Source organism: Stenotrophomonas sp. GD03680 (assembly GCF_029844625.1).
In the GTDB taxonomy this organism is placed as follows: Bacteria; Pseudomonadota; Gammaproteobacteria; order Xanthomonadales; family Xanthomonadaceae; genus Stenotrophomonas; species Stenotrophomonas maltophilia_P.
Map to the genome: position 1 here is coordinate 14,506 of NZ_JAOCKC010000019.1, position 20,213 is coordinate 34,718.

The window sequence follows — 20,213 nt, forward strand, 5'->3', positions numbered from 1 at the left end:
CGCTGCCCGTACAATGGCCGCATGAGCGAATACACCATCCTGATCGCCGATGACCACCCGTTGCTGCGTTCGGCGGTGGTGCAGTCATTGCGGCAGAGCCTGCCGCTTGCCCAGGTGCGCGAGGTGGCCAGTGCCGAAGCGCTCGCCGAGGCGCTGGATGCGCATCCTGACGTGGACCTGGTGCTGCTCGACCTGACCATGCCCGGTGCCCACGGTTTCTCCGCGCTGCTGCACGTGCGCGGCTCGCATCCGGACATTCCGGTGGTGATCCTGTCGTCCAACGATCATCCCCGGGTGATCCGGCGCGCGCAGCAGTTCGGCGCAGCCGGTTTCATCCCGAAGTCGGCGCCCGCCGAGACCATTGGCGAGGCGGTGACGGCGGTGCTGGAGGGTGGCCTGTGGTTCCCGGCGATGGCGGCCGAGCGTTCTGAGGCCGATGCACTGCTGGCCAGCCGCCTGGCGCAGCTGACACCGCAGCAGTTCCGGGTGCTGCTGTGCCTGGCCGATGGCCTGCTCAACAAGCAGATTGCCTACACGCTGGGGTTGGCCGAAAACACGGTGAAGGTGCATGTCACCGCGATCCTGAAGAAGCTCGAATGCCACAGCCGCACGCAGGCCGCGGTGCTGGTGAAGGCGCTTGAGCCGGAAGGTGATGCGGGAGCGCCGTGAATCCGTCCCTGGAGGCTTGGCTGCCGCATCCATGCGGCGGACGCCCCCGCGAACCCAACCCGGCCGATCTCTGACAGATTTCGGTGGCCTGCCACCCACGGAAAAGGGAAAAGATCAAAAGCAGAAGCAGCCTGTCCGGCCGCCTTCTGTGGAGCCGAGCATGGGCTCGGCTCTACACGGGCACGCGCGGCGTCGCGACCCGCGTTTGATATTCCTTTTCTTCGCCGTGGGTGGACGAACAAGGAGCGTGTCCGACCTCAACCATGAACTGCGTTACATGTCACCCGCGATGGCGGATCAGCAACTGGCTCATCAGCGCCCGCAGCGCCGGCGGCTTCACCGGCTTGGCCATCATGCCCCAGCCTCGTTCGGCCGCCATTTCGCGCAGTCCTGCGTCGCGCTCGGCGGTCACCAGCACCACCGGCGGCCGTGCTTGCCAGTGCTCGGCCAGCACTTCGTACAGCACCGGTCCGTGATGGTCGCCCATGCGAACGTCCAGCAGCACCAGTTCCGGCACGGATTCCAGGCCGGCCAGCTGCAGCGCGGCCTGGGGGCCATCGGCCAGGACCACCTCGCATCCCCAGCGCTCCAGCAGGGCACGGCTGGCTGCGCAGACATGCGGATCATCATCGATCACCCACACGCGGCGGCCGCGCAGCGGATTGTCCGCCGCCGGTTCCTGTGCCAGCGCCGGTGCCTGCGCAACAGCGGGAATCGCGCTGGCATCGCCAAGAGGTACGCGCACTGCGAACACGCTGCCACGCCCCAGCTGCGAACGCAGGCGGATCGGATGGCCGAGCAGGCGCCCGATACGGTCGACGATCGCCAGACCCAGGCCGGCGCCGCGCTGGTGACCATCGTGCAGGCGGCGGAATTCCTCGAAGATTTCACCCTGCAGCGCATCAGGAATGCCGGGGCCCTGGTCATGCACTTCAATCCACAACTGATCTCCGCGCCGGCGGCAGCCGAGCAGCACCCGGCCACGCTCGCTGTAGCGCAGTGCGTTGGACAGGAAATTCTGCAGGATGCGGCGCAGCAGTGCTTCGTCGCTGACCACCACCGCGCGGGTATCGACCCAGTCCACGACCAGCCCGCGTGTCTGCGCGGCGATGCCGAACTCGCGTGCCAGCGTCTGCAGCAGCGGGCCCAGCCGGAACGCATGCACGCGCGTGGGCAGGCTGCCTGACTCCAGTCGCGCGATGTCGAGCAGGCTGTTGAGGATGGCATCCTGCGCGGCCAGTGCGGCATCGATGTGGTCGGTGGTCTGCTGTTGCGCCGGGTCGGTCAGCTTGCCGCGCAGGACGGAGACGAACATGCGCGCGGCGTTCAAAGGCTGCAGCAGGTCGTGCACCGCTGATGCGACGAAACGGGTCTTGTAGCGGTTGGCCTGTTCGGCTTCGCGGCGGGCCTCGTCGAGGTCATGGGTGCGCTCGGCCACGCGGTGTTCCAGCGCATCGGCCAGTGACCGCAGTTCGCGTGCAGCGTTCTTGTAGCTGGTGATGTCGGCGTAGCTGGTGACGAAGCCGCCATCAGGCAGCGGATTGCCACGGATCTCCAGAACGGTGCCATCGTCCTTTTCGCTCTCGCGCATGTGCGGGCGGCCACTGCGCAGGTGGTTCAGGCGACGCTCGATGGCCTCGTCGATCGGCCCCGGCCCGAGCAGGCCGCGGCGTGCGTTGTAGCGGAACAGTTCTTCGATGGGCCGGCCGACACGGACCAGCCCCGGCGGGAAGCGGAACAGTTCCAGATAGCGCGAATTCCAGGCGACCAGGCGCTGTTCGCGATCAATGATCACCACGCCCTGCGGCAGGTGCTCCAGGCTGCGGCTCAGGCCGCTGTCGGCATCGGTGGCAGCCTGCAGCAATCCGTCCTGGGCGGTGCGCAGTTCCTGTGCATGCTGCTTGAGCAGGGTTTCCAGTTCGCTGCGGCTGCGCTGGCGGTGCCGGGCCAGGCGCCGGCGCTGCTGCACGAACAGCAGCAGGAACCCCAACGCCAGCCACGCAGCGGCGCCGGCCAGGGCGGCACCGCGTCCGGCGCTGGTGGCGGCACTGGCATCGTGCAGCAGATGCAGGTTCCAGTGTTCGTCGGGCAGCGCCAGGCTCTGCCACAGCATCGCCTGTGGCAGCACCGGGTCGAGCAGGCGCACCATGCGGCCTCCATCGGCCAGCACATCCTCGGTACGCACCCGCAGGGGCTGCAACGAGCGGTCGGCATACTGGCGGGCATCAAGCATCTCGCGGCGCTCGTCCGCGCCCAGCGGCCGCAGCAGGCGGTAGCGCCAGGCATCGCGGTTGGACAGGAACACCACGTCATGGTTGTCGCTGGCCAGCACCACGTCCGGGCTGTTCAGCCACTCCTGTTCCAGCGCCGACAGCTCGATCTTGATCACGATCACGCCGATGCGCTGGCCGCGGTCGTCGACGATCGCCTCGGACATGAAATAGCCGGGCACGCCGGTGGTCATGCCGATGCCGTAGAAGCGGCCGCGGCCGTGGGCCAGGGCCTGCTGGTAATAGGGCCGGTAGCTGTAGTCCTCGCCGACGTTGGTGGTCGGCTGGTCCCAGTTGCTGGCCGCGACCGCGACGCCATCGCGGCCGACCAGGGTCAGGGTGGAGGTTCGGGTGACCTGGTTGGCGCGCTGCAGTTTCAGGTTCAGCTGCTGGCGCTCGGCGGGCGAGGGCGGCGTGCGCAGTACGCGCAGCAGGTCCGGGTCCAGTGCCATCACCTGCGGCAGGGTGCCGAAGCGGTCGATACGCTGCTGCAGGCCCTGGCCGTACAGCTGCAGCTGGCGCTGGACCTGCGTGCTCTCGGCAGCCAGGGCGCTGCGCCACGCGTAGTGGCCCGCCGCGATCGCGCACAGCACGGTGCCTCCGGCCAGCGCGAGGAGGGTCAGCAGCAGCATCCTGTGGCGGCCGAGCCAGTACATGGCGGCAGTCTACGCAGTGAGGGCGGGCATGACGTGCATGCCCGCCGGATTCCGCACCGTGGCGCGGATCAGAAGTGCATCTGTGCGCGCAGTTCGAAGATCTCCGGGGTGCTGTGCACACCGCGGCGGCTGGCATCGACCTTGACGTAGTTGGCCTGGAACTTGAAATGGCTGGTCAGGTACCAGTTCGCGCCCAGGGTCAGGTCGTGCTGACGGCCCCCCAGGATGCTGCCGTCGTCCAGATCCAGGCGGCTGTAGCGTGCCACCAGCTCGACCGCGCCATAGTCGTGGGCGGGCTTGATGTTGGCCACGGCGCCGGCGTTGTACGGACGGGACTCGCCGGTCAGCACCCAGCTGGCCATCGCGTACTGGCCGTGGCCGGTGTAGTCGGGCTTGCCGTCGTTGCGGGTGACAGTGGCCTGCAGCGCTTCGGCCTGCAGCGAGAAGGGGCCACGGATCCAGATGCCTTCCAGGCCGGTGCGGCGGATCTGGTCGGCGGTCACCAGCGCGCCGGAATCCACGTAGCGGATGTCGGTCAGGCCGGCTTCCGGGCGCGCGCGCAACCGTGCGCTGGCCTCGTGATGGACGTCACGGCCATCGCGGTAGCCGCGCGGGTTTTCCTGCGAGTAGGCCAGGCCCAGGTGGATCACACCGCCAGGCGCCTTCACCGGCGTCCACACCGCACGTACCGCCTGCGTGGTGCCGGGGTTGTCGCCCTGCAGGTCCTTGCCGCCGTAGGCACCGGCCTGCAGCAGGTACTGCGGGCGCTCCAGCACCCATTCCACACCGGTGCGGCGGCCGGCGTAGAACGCCTGCACCGGCAGCGCGGTCTCCAGGAAGCTACCGGCGCGCGAGGAGGTGTTGGCATCCAGGCCGACCGGCGTCTTCATGTAGCCGAAGCGGAAGCGGCCGATGTCGCGGCCCACGAAGGCCTTGCTCTCCAGGCGCAGGAACACGTCCAGCCAGGTGTCGGCCTGGAAGTCGTAGTACACCATCGCGTCGTACACGCCCTTTTCTTCAGCGTGGCGCCGAATTCCTTGCGGCGCACGGCGTCGTCATCGTCCAGGCCACTGCCGGAGGAGAAATCGTTGTAGTCGTAGGCGATGTTGGCGGTGGCCGCCAGCTCGGTGCCGTCGCCGAACGCGTACTTGGTCGGCCAGTTGTCGAAATCGGCAGCGGACGCGAAGGCGGGCAGGGCGGCCAGCGACAGGGCCAGCAGGGTGGGAATGGGGCGCATGTTGGGTGCGGCTCTCTCGGATTGCGTAGGGTCAGGACAACAACGGCCGCCGGGGCCGGAACTTGGGCAGGGACGCCGCGGGCCGTTCAGCCCGCGCCACCGGCCTCCCGGCGCGGTGCGATGCCGGGCCAGTTTAGGGGTCCCGGCCACCTGAACCGGGGGGCTAGTACCAATAGGTTATCTGCGTTGGCGTGCCCGGCGCGTACAAAGGCGTCCATTGGTCGCCACCCTGCGCGTGGAGCGAGGGGGGGTGACCAGCTTCCACGGTATCGGCTCCCATGCAGTTCCGGGGCCATACGTGCCTGAAAACGCCCTTCCCCGGAGTCCGCCATGCACATCCCGACCGCTGCCCCGGCGCCTGCAAAGCCGTTGCCGATCTACCGCCAGCTGTACTTCCAGGTGATCGTGGCGATCGTCCTGGGCGCCATCCTCGGCCATTACGAACCCCTGATCGGCGAGAAGATGAAGCCGCTCGGCGATGCCTTCATCAACCTGGTGAAGATGATCATCGCGCCGGTGATCTTCCTGACCATCGTCACCGGCATTGCCGGCATGACCCATCTGCGCACGGTCGGCCGCGTGTTCGCCAAGGCCATGGCCTACTTCCTGTTCTTCTCCACGCTGGCGCTGGTCGTGGGCATGATCGTGGCCCACGTGGTGCAGCCTGGCGCGGGCATGAACATCAACCCGGCCGAGCTGGACCAGACCGCGGTGCACAGCTACGTCGAGAAGTCGCATGACCTGACCCTGGTCGGCTTCCTGATGGATGTCATCCCGAAGACGCTGATCAGCGCCTTCGTGGACGGCAACATCCTGCAGGTGCTGTTCGTGGCCGTGCTGTTCGGCATCGCGCTGGCGTCGGTCGGCGAGAAGGGCAAGCCGATCCAGAACTTCCTCGAAGCGCTGGTGGCTCCGGTGTTCAAGCTGGTGCACATGCTGATGAAGGCTGCTCCGATCGGTGCCTTCGGCGCGATCGCCTTCACCATCGGCAAGTACGGCGTGGGGTCGTTGATCAACCTGGCCTGGCTGGTCGGCTCGTTCTACATCACCGCCTTCCTGTTCGTGGCGGTGATCCTGGGCGTGGTCTGCCGCCTGTGCGGGTTCTCGGTGTTCAAGCTGGCGCGCTACCTGAAGGCCGAACTGCTGCTGGTGCTGGGTACCTCTTCGTCCGAGTCGGCGCTGCCGTCGCTGATGGAGAAGATGGAGCGGGCCGGCTGCAGCAAGTCGGTGGTGGGCCTGGTGGTTCCCACCGGCTACTCGTTCAATCTGGACGGCACCAACATCTACATGACCCTGGCGGCGCTGTTCATCGCCCAGGCCACCAACACCGAACTGACCCTGGGCCACCAGATCGCGCTGCTGCTGGTCGCCATGCTCAGCTCCAAGGGCGCGGCCGGCGTCACCGGTGCCGGCTTCATCACCCTGGCGGCCACCCTGGCCGTCGTGCCGGAAGTGCCCGTGGCCGGCATGGCGCTGATCCTCGGCGTGGACCGCTTCATGAGCGAATGCCGCTCGCTGACCAACTTCATCGGCAATGCCGTGGCCACGGTGGTGGTCTCGCGCTGGGAAGGCGCACTGGACCGTGACCGCCTGAAGCTGGCGCTGGATGGTCGCGAAAGCGAACTGCCGCCGCCGGTCGATGCCGTGCCGGAGGCACTGCCCGCCAAGGGCTGATCCAGGTGTGTGGTACCGCGGGGCCGGTCACGTGAGTGGTGCGGCCCCGCGGCGTTTCAAGGCGTCCCATGGCTGTCATGGGCAGCGCCGAAGCTGGTGGCTCCAGGTTGTCGCATACGCCAGGGAATTGTGCGGTCGCAGCATGCCTGCGACAGGATAGCGACAGGTCCGGGCGCTCCAACGGGGGTATGATCCCCTGTCCCTCTTGCCCATTCATGTATCCAACGTCGATGTCCAACGAAGATTTCAAACAGGCCGCCCTCGATTACCACCGGATGTCCCCGCCGGGCAAGATCAAGGTCTCCGCGACCAAGCCGATGCTGACCCAGCGCGACCTGTCGCTGGCGTACTCGCCGGGCGTGGCGTACGCCTGTGAAGCAATCAAGGCCGACCCGCAGCAGGCCAGCGAGCTGACCGCCCGCGGCAACCTGGTGGCGGTGATCTCCAACGGCACCGCGGTGCTGGGCCTGGGCAACATCGGCGCACTGGCCGGCAAGCCGGTGATGGAAGGCAAGGGCGTGCTGTTCCAGAAGTTCGCCGGCATCGATGTGTTCGACATCGAAGTGGACGAAACCGATCCGGACAAGCTGGTCGACATCATCGCCTCGCTGGAGCCGACCTTCGGCGGCATCAACCTGGAAGACATCAAGGCGCCGGAATGCTTCGTGGTCGAGCGCAAGCTGCGCGAGCGCATGAAGATCCCGGTGTTCCATGACGACCAGCACGGCACGGCGATCATCGTCGGCGCGGCGGTGCTGAACGCCATGGCGATCACCGGCAAGAAGATCGAGGAGGTGAAGCTGGCGACCACGGGCATGGGCGCGGCGGGCGTTTCCTGCGTCAACATGCTGGTGCAGCTGGGCCTGAAGCCGGAGAACATCCTGGCGTTCGACCGCGAGGGCGTGATCCACACCGGTCGTACCGATCTGGACCCGGAAAAGCAGCGTTACGCACGCGACACCGACAAGCGCACCCTGGCCGAGATCGTCGACGGCGCGGATATCTTCCTGGGCCTGTCGGCGCCGGGCATCCTCACCGCCGAAATGGTCAAGACCATGGCGCCGGACCCGGTGATCTTCGCACTGGCCAATCCGACCCCGGAAATCATGCCGGAAGTGGCGCGTGCGGCGCGTCCGGACGCGATCATCGGCACCGGCCGTTCGGATTACCCGAACCAGGTCAACAACGTGCTGTGCTTCCCGTACCTGTTCCGCGGTGCGCTGGACGTGGGCGCCACCGCGATCAACGAGGAAATGAAGATCGCCTGCGTGCGCGCCATCGCCGCACTGGCACGCCGCGCCGCGACCGACATGGGCTCGGCCTACGGCGGTGAAACCCCGAGCTTCGGCCGCGAGTACCTGATCCCGCGCCCGTTCGATCGCCGCCTGCTGGTGGAGCTGTCCGCTGCCGTGGCCCAGGCCGCGATGGACTCGGGGGTGGCCGCCCGGCCGATCGCCGACATGGGCGCCTACCGTGACAAGCTGGCCCAGTTCGTCTACCGCACCAGCCTGATGATGAAGCCGGTGTACGACCGTGCACGCACCGACAAGCAGCGCGTGGTCTACGCCGAAGGCGAAGAGGAAGTGGTGCTGCAGGCGGTGCAGAACGTGGTCGATGAAGGGCTCGCACATCCGATCCTGATCGGCCGGCCGGACGTGATCGAAGCGCGCATCGAGCGCCTGGGCCTGCGCCTGAAGGCTGGTGAGCACTTCGAGATCACCAACATCAATGATGATCCGCGCTTCAACGAATACTGGCAGTACTACCACGGGCTGACCGGTCGTCGCGGCGTCACCGTGGCGGCGGCGAAGAACCTGATGCGTTCGCGGCCGACCCTGATTGCCGCGGTGATGGTCGCGCGTGGCGAAGCCGATGCAATGCTGACCGGCATCGTCGGCCGTTTCCACAAGAAGCTGGGTTATGTCCGCAGCGTGCTGCCGCTGGAGCCGAAGGTCACCTCGACCTCGGCGATGACCGGCGTCATCAACCAGCAGGGCGTGTTCTTCTTCGTCGACACGCACGTGCAGGAAGATCCCAGTGCCGAGCAGATCTGCGAGGCGACCCTGCAGGCTGCGTACCGCATGAAACTGTTCGGCATCGAACCGAAGGTGGCGCTGCTGTCGCACTCCAATTTCGGCAGCCACGATTCCAAGGACGCGCTGAAGATGCGCCAGGTCCGCGAGCTGCTGCTCAAGCGCAATCCGCGCCTGAACGTGGACGGCGAGATGCAGGGCGATACCGCCTGGGACGAGGCGCTGCGCCAGAAACTGCTGCCGGGTTCCACCCTGCAGGGTCGCGCCAACCTGTTCGTGCTGCCCAACCTGGAAGCGGCCAACATCGCCTACAACCTGGTGCGTGTGTTCACCGATGGCGTGGCGATCGGCCCGATCCTGATGGGCGTGAACAAGCCGGTGCACATCCTGACCACCAGCGCGACCTCGCGCCGCATCCTGAACATGACCGCCATTGCTGCGGTCGATGCGCAGATCCGCAAACAGCTGGAAGCGGAAAAGAAGGCGTAATCCTTCGTCACCGCGATCGCTGCAGAAACGCGCCCCACGAGGCGCGTTTCTGTTTCCGCACAGCGGAAACCGGATCGGGTAGCGCCGGGCCATGCCCGGCGAGCGCGCAGCGCGGCAAATCAGGCATTCCGCCGGGCATGGCCCGGCGCAACCGCTCAGCGCTTGCCGCCTCGTGCCGGTGCCGGCGGCGGGGCATCCGAACGCGGCTTGGCGTACTCGGCCCATAGCGCCGGCAGGCCCTTGCCGGTGTGCTGCTGCCACAGCGCCAGGGTGTACTGGCCGTTGCGCAGGGCCTTGTCCAGCGCCAGTACCAAGCCGGGGTGTCCAGCTTCGGCCCATTTCAGGAAGGCCCCGGTTACCCGGTAGCCGCTTTCCACGCTCTGGCCCTTGCCCACTTTGTCCGGCAGCGCCCAGCCCGCTGCGGCATTGTCCGTGCCGTAGCGGTCGCGGGCGTAGTCGGCAATGCCTTCCACCAGCCAGCCCGGTACGCGCGTGTCGCCGTAGCTCGGGTAGCCCTGCACGATGTGCATCGCCTCGTGGGTCACCAGGTCGATGTCATCGGGGTGCTTCACCAGCCAGCCCGGGTTGATGGTGATGGTGCTCGCCTTGTCCTTCTCGCCCACGTAGGCGACGCCGTCGTAGGCCGGATCGATCACGATGTGCACCTCGGCCGGTGCCGCCGGGTGGAAGTCCGCCCGTTCGCGCAGGTAGGCGGAATAGAACGTATCGACGATGCGCTGGCGTGCCGGTGCGGCCAGCGCACCGGTCGCATCCTGGTAGTGCAACGTGATGCCTTCGCGGGTGAACTGGCCATCGAAGGCCCGGGGCTGCGACGGCTGGGCCAGCGCAATGCCGGGCAGAGTGAATGCAGCAAGTGCAAGGGTCAGCAGGCGAATGCGCATGGGGTCACCGTACAGTGGAGGGGGACAACAGTTCGATCTCAGCCAGCTGCAGGCGTCCCGGCGCAGTTACGCGCAGGCGGTACTCGGCATAGCGTGAGGGCGAGGCGATGCGGAACGGACGGGTCTGCCGCGCAGCACTGAAGTCTTCGCCACGCCGCTGGTCCAGCGTGGTCCAGCGGTCGTCGCCGTTACGGGCTTCCAGGGTCCATCCGGCCCCCCGGATCGGCCCTTCGCCGCTGGTCAGCGTATACATCGTCGGCGCGCCGTCACCCACGGCGCTCAGCATGAGGGTGGCACCCGCGCCCAGCGGAACGGCCGTGGTCGCATCGTCGTCCAACAGCGCGGGCACGGCGCGGCCATCGGCCAGCGCAGCGCGCGTGCTGCTGCCCAGCAGATCGTGCAGCATCTGCGGTCGCTGGCCCGGTGCGGTCAGCGAACGGGGCACGTCGTCGGCGCCTGTGCCCCAGCGCGAAGGCTGCGGGCCCATCTCGAAGTCCAGCGTCGCGCCCTTGGCGATCACCTCGTGCGGTACCCAGGTCCGGGTCCATGGCGTGCCGTTGATCTTCAGCGACTGGACGTAGACGTTCTCCGCGGAGTTCTGCGGCGCGTTGACGGTCAGCACCGCGCCACCCTGCAGTTCCACCCGGGCGTGCCTGAATGCCGGGGAGCCGATCACGTATTCCGGCGCGCCCATCCGCAGTGGATACAGGCCCAGCGAAGCCAGCACGTACCATGCGGAGGTCTCGCCATTGTCCTCATCGCCCGGATAGCCCTGGCCGATCTCGCTGCCCACGTACAGCCGCGACAGGATCTCACGCACGTGCTGCTGGGTCTTCCAGGGCTGCCCGGCGTACAGATACATCCACGGGATATGGTGCGCCGGCTGGTTGCTGTGCGCGTACATGCCCATGCGCACGTCGCGCGCTTCGGTCATCTCATGGATGATGCCGCGTAGGAGCCTGCAAACGCGGCATCGGCGGTCTCCGGCGTGGCAAAGAAGGCATCGAGCTTGGCGGCCAGCCTGTCGCGGCCACCGTACAGCGCGGCCAGGCCCTCGCCATCGTGCGCGGCGGTGAAGGCGAACGTCCAGCCGTTGGATTCGGTGTAGTCGTGGCCCCACACGCGCGGATCGTAGTCCTTGGCGTCCACGCGCCAGCTGCCGTCGGCCTTGCGGCCCTGGAAGAAGCCGGCGGCAGGGTCGAACAGGGTCGCGTAGCTGGCAGCGCGGTAGCGGAAGTAGTCGGCTTCGGTGCTGTAGCGCTCGCGCTGCGCGGCGGTGGTCGCGCGCTTGGCCAGTGCCTCGGCCATGTTGGCGATGCCGAAGTCGTTCAGCGCGCCTTCCATCGTCCATGACATGCCTTCATGCACGTCGGCACTGGCATAGCCGCGGAACGTCGAGCGATCCATGCCCTTGCGCCCTACATGGCGATCGGGCGGTACCACGGTGGCATTCTTCAGCGCCGCGGCATAGGCCTCGGCGGGATCGAAACCGCCGACGCCCTTCAGCCATGCGTCGGCGAAGGCCACGTCGGAACTGGTGCCGACCATCAGGTCCGCGTAGCCCGGCGATGACCAGCGGGCGATCCAGCCGCCCGCGCGGTACTGCTCGATGAATCCCTGCACGAGCTGGCCGGCGTCCTCCGGCGTGAACAGTGCGTACGCCGGCCACGTCGTGCGGAACGTATCCCAGAAGCCATTGTTGACGAACACCCGGCCATCGCGCACGCCACTGAAGGTGCGATTGTCACTGCCATCGGTGTTGTTCTCGCTGGCGCTGGCCTGGTTGGCGTAACGCCACTCGGGGGCGGCAGCGCTGCCGACGTTTTCGTGGCCGGAGTTGGGATACAGGTACAACCGGTAGAGGCTGGAGTACAGCGTGGTTTTCTGGTCGTCCGTGGCATCGCCGATATCGAAGCGGGCCAGGCGCGCATCCCAGGCATCCTGGGCGCGGCCGGCCACGCTTTCCAGCGTATCCGTGGCGGAAATCTCCAGAGCAAGGTTGTGCCGCGCCTGTTCGAGCGAGATCAGCGAGGTGGCAATGCGCATGGTGACGCGGCGATCGCTGCCGGCATCGAACTTGATGTAGCCGGTCGGGCGGCCGCTGTCGATGCGTCCGCTGCTGCGCCAGGGCCGGTCGAAGCGGGCCACCAAGAACATGCGGCCGGCACCGTTGGACAGGCCGCTGCGCGTGTCGGTGTAGCCGGACAGTGTCTGGGTGGCCGCATCCAGGGTCAGCCCGCCGCGTGCATCCACATTGTCGAACAGCAGGTTGGCATCACCTTCCGCAGGGAAATCGAAGCGGAAGACCGCGGCGTGGTCCGTCGGCGCGATGGAGGCGGCGATGCCGTTGTCGAAGCGCACGTCGTAGCGGTAGGGGCGCGCGTTCTCGTGCGTGCGGTCGAAGGACAGCGCCCGCTTGCTGCGGTCGGCCTCGGGCACACCGCGGCTGGCCGATGGCATCACCTGGAAGGTCTGGCGGTCGCCCATCCAGGGACTGGGCTGGTGACTCAGCGCGAGCGCCTGCAGCTGCGGGCGGTTGTTCGCATCGTTCTGCTCGTTCCAGCGGTACAGCCAGTTCAGTGCACCGGCATCGGTCACCGGGGTCCAGAAGTTGAAGCCGTGCGGCACCGCCGTGGCCGGGAAATTGTTGCCGCGCGAGAACGTGCCGTTGGCCTGCGTACCGCGGGTGGTCAGCACCCAGTCCGAGACCCGCTGCGGCACCTGCCGCGGCTGCGCATCCAGGCGCACGTCATCGATCCAGCCGGACACCGGCGCACCGTCGGCGCTGGCCACTTCCAGCTCGATGGCGACCACCCGGCGGCCGCGCAGCGCAGGCACATCGCCCAGGCGTACGGCCTTGCGCGCCCACTGCTGCGGATACAGCGTTTTCGAATCGCCCTGCGCACGCGCGCCCACGGCGATGCCGTGCTGATCACGCGCGGAGCTGGCCGATACGCGGCTGCCATCGTCCAGGCGCAGGTCCAGCGAGACGTAGGTGGAGGCCACCGTGTCCTTGTCGACGATCTCCGGCAGCACCAGCCAGGACAGGGTGGTGTCGGCGTCGATGGTCAGGTCCGTGCTGAACAGGTCGCGCCGCGCCGCGCCGCCGTCGGCCTGGTAGTGCAGCGCGCGCAGGCCGCTGTAGCCGGCGTTGCGCTTGGCTGCATACGGCGCCGCCGGACCGGTGCCGATCTGCACCTGCAGCGCGCCGCCGGCCTTGGCCGGTGCGGGCTCACCTGCTTCGAACGAGGTCTGCAGGCCCTGTGCCACTGCGGGCAGGGCGGGCGTGGCGCAGGCCAGGGCCAGGGCGAGCGGAAGCAGGGCGCGGCGCGGATCGGAAAGGGTCATGCAGGGTCTCCCGGAAGGGCAGGCGGCAGGCAGGACCCGCATCGGCACGTACCACGGCCAGCATCGCGCCCGCCGCCCAGGGGCGGTGGAAAGGAGCGATGCCGGTCCGGTGGGGGCGGGCCATGCGATCGGGTCGTCGGAGTGGTCCCGATCCTGCCTCAGTGCGTTGCCCCCTGACAAGTGCAATTAGTTCGATCCAAATCCGGGAAAAACGTTTCATTTCAAATTATTGACAGAGGGGATTGGATCGATTTAAAAGTGGCCGGGGTCCAGGCCCGGGGAAGGCGGCGTCCTTCCCGTCCCGATCCCAACCCTTCCATCTGTCCCGGAACACCCTGCATGCCCTGATCCGGGCGGGCGGCCTGCGCTTGCTGCTGCTGCCCGTCACCACCGTCCATCCACGACCCTCCCGTCCGTCCCCCACCGGCAGGACCGTCATCCGTCTCTGGAGAGCGCTTGATGAAACCGAGGTTGCTGTCGTTGTTGATGTCTTCGCTGCTGCTGTCGCCGCTGGCCGTGCAGGCCCAGTCCTCCAACGCAGGGGAGGGCGCCGATCCGCCGCGTACGCGCGACCTGGATGCGGTCACGGTGACCGGGTCGCTCATTCCGCGCGCGCAGGTGGAGGGCCCCTCACCGGTGACGACCATCACCGCCGAGCAGATCCAGGCGCAGGGTTTCACCACGGTGTTCGATGCGCTGCGCTCGCTGCCGGTCTCCAATGGGTCGGTGCAGGATTCCCAGGGAACCGGCTTCTACACTCCGGGCGCCAAGACCATCAGCCTGTTCGGTCTGGACCCCAGCTACACCCTTACCCTCATCAACGGGCGGCCGATCAACAGCTATCCGCTGGCCTACAACGGCAACACCAGCATCGCCGACATTGCCAACATCCCGCTGGGCATGGTCGAACGCATCGATGTGCTCACCGGTGGCCAGTCCTCGGTGTATGGCTCGTCGGCCGTGGCCGGCGTAGTCAACATCGTGCTGAAAGACCGCGTGGAAGGCACCCATCTGCGCTACCGCGTCGGTGGTTACAGCCAAGGCGGCGGTTCCAGCCAGCGCTTCAGCGCCAGCAGTGGACAGACCTTCGGCAACCTCGATATCAGCTACGGGCTGGAATACATCAACCAGAAGGCGATCTACGCCTTCGACCGCAGCCGCATCGACAGCGTCAACGACAACCCGACCGGGCCGCAGGATCCGTCGCGCAGCTTCCTGCGTATGCGCCAGGGGCCCAACGCCTACATCGACCCGGGCGCGGCCACCTGCGCGCCGCTGTCGAATCTGTTCGGTGGCAGCACCGTGTACGCGCACCGCGACATTTCCGGCGGTGGCTACTACTGCGGCACCCCCGACAACGTCGGCACCGCGTCGCTGTACAACGCCAGCCAGGACGTCAACGCGACCACCTTCCTGCGTTATCACCTCAGCCCGGATACCGAGTTGTACTCGGACATCCTGTTCGGCTTCAGCCGGCCGACCTACAGCGGTGGCAGCCCGTTCTGGAACAAGACCTTCTACAACCGCACCAGCGGCCAGTACGAGCAGTGGCAGCGCATCTACGCGCCCGAGGAAGTCGGCCTGGATGCCAAGGACCAGCGCGTCTACACGCGATCGCTGAACGTCACCGCCGGCGTGCGTGGCGTGCTGGGCAGCTTCGACTACGACGTCTACGTCAACCGTTCCAGCACCGATGTCACCCGCAAATCCACCGACTTCCTCGCCCGGAACGGCGTGGACGATTACTACGTGGGGCCGATGCTGGGCATGCAGGATGGCTACGAGGTCTACGCCCCGGACCTGTCGCGCCTCTACCAGCCGATCACCCGCGACCAGTACGACAGCTTCAGCGGCCTCAACCGTGCTGCATCCAGCGCGTCGCGCACAGCAGTGACGGCACTGCTGACCCATCGTTCGCTGTTCACCCTGCCGGCCGGCGACGTCGGTTTCGCGCTGATCGCCCAGGGCCAGCGCGAGAAGTTCTTCAACCAGTCGGCCGATCCCGATGCCGGTGTGCTGTTCCGCGGGCAGACCGCCGGCACCTCGGCGCAGGGCCAGCGGGACCTGTACGCGCTGGGTGCGGAACTGCAGGTGCCGATCATCGATACCTTCAGCGCCAATCTGTCCGGCCGCTACGACAAGTACGCCCTGCAGGGCGGTGGCGGCAACGGCAAGGCGACCTGGAAGCTTGGCCTGGAGTACCGGCCGATCGAATCGCTGCTGCTGCGTGGCAGCTACGCCACTGCGTTCCGTTCGCCGGACATGTTCTACCTGTTTTCCCGCGAGAGCAGCGGCTATACCACCAACACCGACCTCTACCAGTGCCGGCAGGCCGGTTACACCTCCGACAACTTCGATGACTGCGAGCAGTCCGGGTTGGCGGTGCTGTCTTCCAGTACCGGCAACCGCGATCTGAAGGACATCACTGCACGCACGTTCACCTATGGTGCGGTGTGGTCGACACTGGACAACGCGCTGACGTTGTCGGTGGACTACAACTCGGTGGTGATCGAGAACGAAGTACGCATCCTCGGTACCGACAGCATCCTCGACACCGAGGCCAACTGCCGGCTGGGCGTATCGGAGAACGGGCAGACCCGCTTCGACATCACCTCGCCCACCTGCCAGCAGGTCCTGGGCCAGGTGCAGCGCAAGCCGGCTACCGATCCGCTCAACCCCAACGGTGTGGACAAGGTGTTCTCCTACCCGATCAACATCGCCAGCCAACGCCAGACCGGTGTGCAGGCAGCGCTGGACTATCGCTGGGGTACCTCCTCGGCGGGAGATTTCACGGTCAACGCGGGCTACTACCGCCCGCTCAAGCACACCACCCAGGACAAGGAAGGCGATCCGGTCTACGACCAGTTGTGCTGCGGCAATTCCAATGAACTGCAGTACCGGGCCACGCTGGGCGTGAACTGGAAGCGCGGGCCGTTCAGCGCCAGTGCGTTCGGCGTGCGCAACGCGCCCACCTGGGACAGCCGTGGCGAGCAGCGCAACATCGGCCCGTGGACCACCTGGAACGCCACGGTCGGCTACCGCATCAATGACCTGGCCAGCCTGCTGCTGACGGTCAACAACCTGACCGACGAGATGCCGCCGATCGACCGCAGCAACGGCAACTGGCCGTACTACGATCAGGGCATCTACAACGCCTATGGCCGCTCGGCCTTCCTGGAGCTGTCGCTGGACTTCCAGTAGGCCGGGCGCTGGCAGGTCCCGGCTGTCAGGGGGCGGGGGCCAGGAAAGGACAGGGGCGGCCGGGTCGCCGCCCCAGGTGCTAGAATCGCAGGCCTCGCAATCCGTTCATCGACATCCGCCATGAGCCATACCGCCACCGCGCCCGCCAACGCCGAGAAGCGCTACACCGTGCACCGCAGCGACCTGCCGCTGAGCTGCCCGACCCCGGAGATGGCGCTGTGGAACTCGCATCCGCGGGTCTACCTGGCGATCGAAGACGAACCCAACGGTGAAGCGCAGTGCCCGTACTGCGGTTCCGTGTTCGTACTGGCTGACTGAACGGCCTTCACCGATGCGTCGACTGACCGTGGTGCAGTTGCTGCCGGCGCTGCACTCCGGCGGCGTCGAGCGCTCGACCCTGGAAATCGCGTCGGCACTGGTGGCAGCCGGCCATCGCGCGCTGGTGGTGTCTGCCGGTGGCCGCCTCGTTGAACCGCTGCTGGCCAGCGGTGCCGAGCATCTCACCCTCGATATCGGCCGCAAGTCGCTGCTGACCCTGCGTCATCTGCCGACCCTGCGTCGCCTGTTCGCCGAGGTCGGCGCCGATATCGTGCACGCCCGCTCGCGCCTGCCCGCGTGGCTGGGGCTGTATGCGATCCGGGCGATGCCGCAGGCGCAGCGGCCGCACTGGGTAACCACCGTGCACGGGCTGAACTCGCCCAGCCGCTACAGCGCGGTGATGACCAGCGGCGAGCGGGTGATCTGTGTCTCCAACAGCGTGCGCGAATACGTGCAGCGCCACTATCCGACCGTGCCGGAGGACCACCTGCGGGTGATCCCGCGTGGTGTCGATGTCAGTCAGTTCCCGCGGGTGGCGCGCGGTGATCGCCGGCCGCGCCTGTCGCTGGTGGCGGACTACCCGTGGCTGGCCGGGGTGGACGGGCCGCTGCTGCTGCTGCCGGGCCGTGGCACGCGCCTGAAGGGGCACGCGCACGCGCTGCAGCTGCTGGCCGACGTCCGCGCTGCCGGCGTGCCGGCGCAGCTGTGGATGCTGGGCACCGACGAGCCGGGGCGCGAAGCCTATGTGGCCGACCTGCGCCGCCAGGCCGCCACGCTCGGCATCGCAGACGCGGTCCACATCAGCACGCCGACCGCCCGCATTGCCCAGGCCTATGCCGCCAGCGATCTGGTGCTGCAGCTGTCCGACAAGCCCGAAGCCTTCGGCCGTACCGTGGTGGAAGCACTGTCGGTGGGCCGACCGGTGCTCGGCTGGAACCACGGTGGGGTGGGCGAACTGCTGCAGCAGCTCCAGCCCACCGGTGCGGTGCCGCTGGGAGATGCGCAGGCACTGGGTGAACGTGCGCTGGCCCTTCTGGCGCAGCCGCCATCGTTGCCGGGCCGTATCCCGTTTACCCTGCAGGCCATGCAGCGCGATACCCTCCGTCTCTATGCCGACCTCGCAGGCTGACACCGCAGCCGTCCTGCGCGATGAACGCGCCGGGCGCTGGGCGCCCTGGTGGGTGCTTGCCTACGTGGCGTTGTGGCCGCTGCCAGGCATCGCCGAGACCGTCCTGGGCCTGGGCGCGATCTATGCCGCAGTGCGCATGGTCATCCGCCGCCTGCAGCGCCGGCCGCATCTGCTGAGCCCGGCGGCCTGGGCGCTGACCTCGATCCTGTTCATCGGCTACTGGTTGCCGCAGGCATTTTCCGCATTCGATGCGATCGACCCGTCGGCCTCGTGGACCAAGGCAGCAGCAGGCCTGCGCTACCTGCCCTTCATGTGGCTGGTAGCGATCGCAGTGGCCACGCCGGAGCGGCGCAGACTCACCCTGGGTGGACTGGCGGTGATCACCGGCGCCTGGACGCTGGATGCGCTGGTGCAGGCGGTGGCCGGCACCAGCCCATGGTTCTGGTCGCTGGAGCAGCTCAAACTGGCAATCAGCGGGCGTGCGCTGTGCCCGGCCGATGAAGCGGCGTTGGCCGACCGGCTCAGTGGCGTACTGGGCCCGTGCAACCTGAAATTCGGCCAGGTGCTGGCCAGCCTGTCGCCGTTCCTGCTGCTGCCGCTGGCGCGCCGCTTCGGTGCTGCCGGCTGGCTGCTGGCCGCTGCAGCCCTCGGCAGTGTGTTGCTGCTGGCCGGCTCACGCGCCTCGTGGATCACCTTCGCGCTCGTGCTGGCCTACAGCGGCATGCGCCAGTTCGGCTGGAAGCGGCTGGCGCTGTTGGCGATGGTCGGGGTCCTGGGGGCCGGGGTCCTGGTTGCCAGTGTGCCGCAGCTGCGTGAGCGCGTGCTGCGCACGACGATGGCCTGGGAGGGGGACGAGACGGGCGTCGACCAGGCGTTGTCCGGGCGTGCGCGGATCTGGAGCGCAGCGGCGTGCATGATCGAAGCACATCCGATCAACGGTGTCGGCGCGCGTGGCTTCCGCGATGCGTATCCCGCCTGCGTCGCAGGGGAGGGAACCGCGGTGTGGGGCGCGGAACCGGCCCTGCACGCGCACCAGATCGTGCTGGAGATCCTGGCCGAGACCGGCGTGCTGGGCCTGCTGTTGTGGCTGGCCGCCGTGGCACAGGCCTGGCGGGCGTGGCGCTTCGCACCGACCGCGGCCCGCGAGCGGGCGCGGCCGGCGATGCTGGCGCTGGCGGTCACCGTGTTCCCGCTCAACACCCACCTGGCGTTCTACTCTGCGTTCTGGGGTGGGCTGACCGTGCTGCTGGCGGCGCTGTTCGCCGGCAGCCTGCTGGCGCGTGACACGGATGACTCACCACGCGCGATGGAAACGGGCAGGTAATCCGTGCGGATCCAGGCGTGCCTGGATCTATTTGTAGAAGTCGCTGCGCCCGCCGGGCTGGCGCTTGAAGCGGCGATGGATCCACAGGTACTGGTCAGGGGCTTCGCGCACCATCTCTTCGATCGCCTGGTTGACGCGCGCGGTATCGGCTTCCACATCCTCGCTCGGGAAGTTCTCCAGCGGCGCGCCGATCTTCAGGAAGTACTTCCCGCCTTCGCGGCGGTGGAAGTACGGAATGACCGCGCAACCGGTCATCCGCGCCAGCTGGTGGGTGGCGGTGATGGTGGCGGCGGTGTGGCCGAAGAACGGAACGAACACGGTGTCCTTGCCACGCATGTCCTGGTCGGGGGCATACCAGAGGAAGCCGCCCTTCTTCAGGTGGCGCACGGTGGCGCGGATGTCCTCGTTGGCGAACATCGCCTTGGCATAGCGCAGGCGGCCGAACTTCACCGCCCACTCGTACACCGGATTCTTGTGTTTGCGGTACATGCCGGACAGGTCGACGTAGTCGCACAGCAGGCGGCCGCACATCTCCAGGGTCATGAAGTGCCCGGACACCAGCAGCACGCCGCGACCCTCGGCCTGCATCTGCCGCAGGTGCTCCAGCCCTTCGATCTGCACCTGCGGGCGGATGCTGTCGATGCTGCCCCACCAGGCACGGATGCACTCGAACACGCCCACGCCCAGGGCGTCGAAGCTGTCGCGAACCAACCGTTTGCGCCAGGCATCGTCCTTTTCCGGGAAACACAGCGCGAGATTGACCTCGGCTGCACGGCGACGGCTGCCGGCCAGGCGCCAGGCGATCGACCCCACCCCGCGACCGAGGGCGCGCTGCAGCATCCACGGCAGGCGGGCGATGGCGAAAGCGCCGTACATGGCGGCGAACATCGGCCAGTTGCGGGGATCGCGCAGTGACGGGCGGACGGCAGTGGAGGCATCGGACATGGCGCCATTCTAGCAATC

General features: G+C 67.5%; 10 protein-coding genes and 2 pseudogenes. 7 read left to right on the plus strand and 5 right to left on the minus strand.

The window, feature by feature from the left end:
• Window positions 1-21: 21 nt before the first annotated feature.
• Window positions 22-669 (plus strand): response regulator transcription factor, encoded by a 648-nt coding sequence (locus tag N5J29_RS15620; RefSeq protein ID WP_053517414.1) that lies wholly within the window; start codon window positions 22-24, stop codon window positions 667-669.
• A gap of 280 nt (window positions 670-949) precedes the next feature.
• Here N5J29_RS15620 and N5J29_RS15625 read toward each other — a convergent pair whose 3' ends face one another.
• The gene (locus tag N5J29_RS15625) at window positions 950-3,595 is read right to left on the minus strand and encodes a PAS-domain containing protein (RefSeq protein WP_164152818.1); all 2,646 of its coding nucleotides are present in this window, start codon (window positions 3,593-3,595) and stop codon (window positions 950-952) included.
• 68 nt (window positions 3,596-3,663) lie between these two features.
• Window positions 3,664-4,832: pseudogene (locus tag N5J29_RS15630) on the minus strand (porin).
• 330 nt (window positions 4,833-5,162) lie between these two features.
• Here N5J29_RS15630 and N5J29_RS15635 point away from each other — a divergent pair.
• Both N5J29_RS15635 and N5J29_RS15640 read left to right on the plus strand, forming a co-directional pair.
• Window positions 5,163-6,506: a dicarboxylate/amino acid:cation symporter gene (locus N5J29_RS15635; protein ID WP_053517411.1), complete on the plus strand. Its 1,344-nt coding sequence runs from the start codon at window positions 5,163-5,165 to the stop codon at window positions 6,504-6,506.
• A 230-nt stretch (window positions 6,507-6,736) separates the two neighbouring features.
• On the plus strand, window positions 6,737-9,028 hold the full coding sequence (locus tag N5J29_RS15640) for an NADP-dependent malic enzyme (protein ID WP_065175119.1): 2,292 nt from the start codon (window positions 6,737-6,739) through the stop codon (window positions 9,026-9,028).
• 155 nt (window positions 9,029-9,183) lie between these two features.
• Here the strand turns inward: N5J29_RS15640 and N5J29_RS15645 are convergent, their stop codons facing one another.
• Together N5J29_RS15645 and N5J29_RS15650 are read right to left on the minus strand one after the other, a co-directional pair.
• Window positions 9,184-9,930, minus strand: a complete 747-nt coding sequence (locus N5J29_RS15645) for a basic secretory protein-like protein (RefSeq protein WP_164152816.1) — start codon at window positions 9,928-9,930, stop codon at window positions 9,184-9,186.
• A 4-nt stretch (window positions 9,931-9,934) separates the two neighbouring features.
• Window positions 9,935-13,278: pseudogene (locus N5J29_RS15650) on the minus strand (GH92 family glycosyl hydrolase).
• A 459-nt stretch (window positions 13,279-13,737) separates the two neighbouring features.
• Here N5J29_RS15650 and N5J29_RS15655 point away from each other — a divergent pair.
• From N5J29_RS15655 to N5J29_RS15670, 4 genes are all read left to right on the plus strand, one after another.
• Window positions 13,738-16,479, plus strand: a complete 2,742-nt coding sequence (locus N5J29_RS15655; protein ID WP_164152814.1) for a TonB-dependent receptor — start codon at window positions 13,738-13,740, stop codon at window positions 16,477-16,479.
• A 120-nt stretch (window positions 16,480-16,599) separates the two neighbouring features.
• Entirely contained in the window at window positions 16,600-16,797 is a 198-nt protein-coding gene (locus N5J29_RS15660) for a zinc-finger domain-containing protein (protein WP_053517405.1), read from the plus strand.
• 13 nt (window positions 16,798-16,810) lie between these two features.
• Complete coding sequence (locus N5J29_RS15665) at window positions 16,811-17,926, plus strand: glycosyltransferase (protein ID WP_065181722.1); 1,116 nt, start codon at window positions 16,811-16,813, stop codon at window positions 17,924-17,926.
• On the plus strand, window positions 17,907-19,250 hold the full coding sequence (locus N5J29_RS15670; RefSeq protein WP_164152812.1) for an O-antigen ligase family protein: 1,344 nt from the start codon (window positions 17,907-17,909) through the stop codon (window positions 19,248-19,250). The genes N5J29_RS15665 and N5J29_RS15670 overlap by 20 nt, the downstream gene beginning before the upstream one ends.
• Before the next feature lie 27 nt (window positions 19,251-19,277).
• On the opposite strand, the gene N5J29_RS15675 is transcribed toward N5J29_RS15670, so the two are convergent.
• Window positions 19,278-20,195 (minus strand): LpxL/LpxP family Kdo(2)-lipid IV(A) lauroyl/palmitoleoyl acyltransferase, encoded by a 918-nt coding sequence (locus N5J29_RS15675; RefSeq protein ID WP_053517401.1) that lies wholly within the window; start codon window positions 20,193-20,195, stop codon window positions 19,278-19,280.
• Window positions 20,196-20,213 lie beyond the last annotated feature (18 nt).

Bases quoted from the DNA above. Each gene is read 5' to 3' on its own strand.
- N5J29_RS15620 (WP_053517414.1), top strand. From the start codon at position 22: ATGAGCGAATACACCATCCTGATCGCCGATGACCACCCGTTGCTGCGT.
- N5J29_RS15625 (WP_164152818.1), bottom strand. From the start codon at position 3,595: ATGTACTGGCTCGGCCGCCACAGGATGCTGCTGCTGACCCTCCTCGCG.
- N5J29_RS15635 (WP_053517411.1), top strand. From the start codon at position 5,163: ATGCACATCCCGACCGCTGCCCCGGCGCCTGCAAAGCCGTTGCCGATC.
- N5J29_RS15640 (WP_065175119.1), top strand. From the start codon at position 6,737: ATGTCCAACGAAGATTTCAAACAGGCCGCCCTCGATTACCACCGGATG.
- N5J29_RS15645 (WP_164152816.1), bottom strand. From the start codon at position 9,930: ATGCGCATTCGCCTGCTGACCCTTGCACTTGCTGCATTCACTCTGCCC.
- N5J29_RS15655 (WP_164152814.1), top strand. From the start codon at position 13,738: ATGAAACCGAGGTTGCTGTCGTTGTTGATGTCTTCGCTGCTGCTGTCG.
- N5J29_RS15660 (WP_053517405.1), top strand. From the start codon at position 16,600: ATGAGCCATACCGCCACCGCGCCCGCCAACGCCGAGAAGCGCTACACC.
- N5J29_RS15665 (WP_065181722.1), top strand. From the start codon at position 16,811: ATGCGTCGACTGACCGTGGTGCAGTTGCTGCCGGCGCTGCACTCCGGC.
- N5J29_RS15670 (WP_164152812.1), top strand. From the start codon at position 17,907: ATGCCGACCTCGCAGGCTGACACCGCAGCCGTCCTGCGCGATGAACGC.
- N5J29_RS15675 (WP_053517401.1), bottom strand. From the start codon at position 20,195: ATGTCCGATGCCTCCACTGCCGTCCGCCCGTCACTGCGCGATCCCCGC.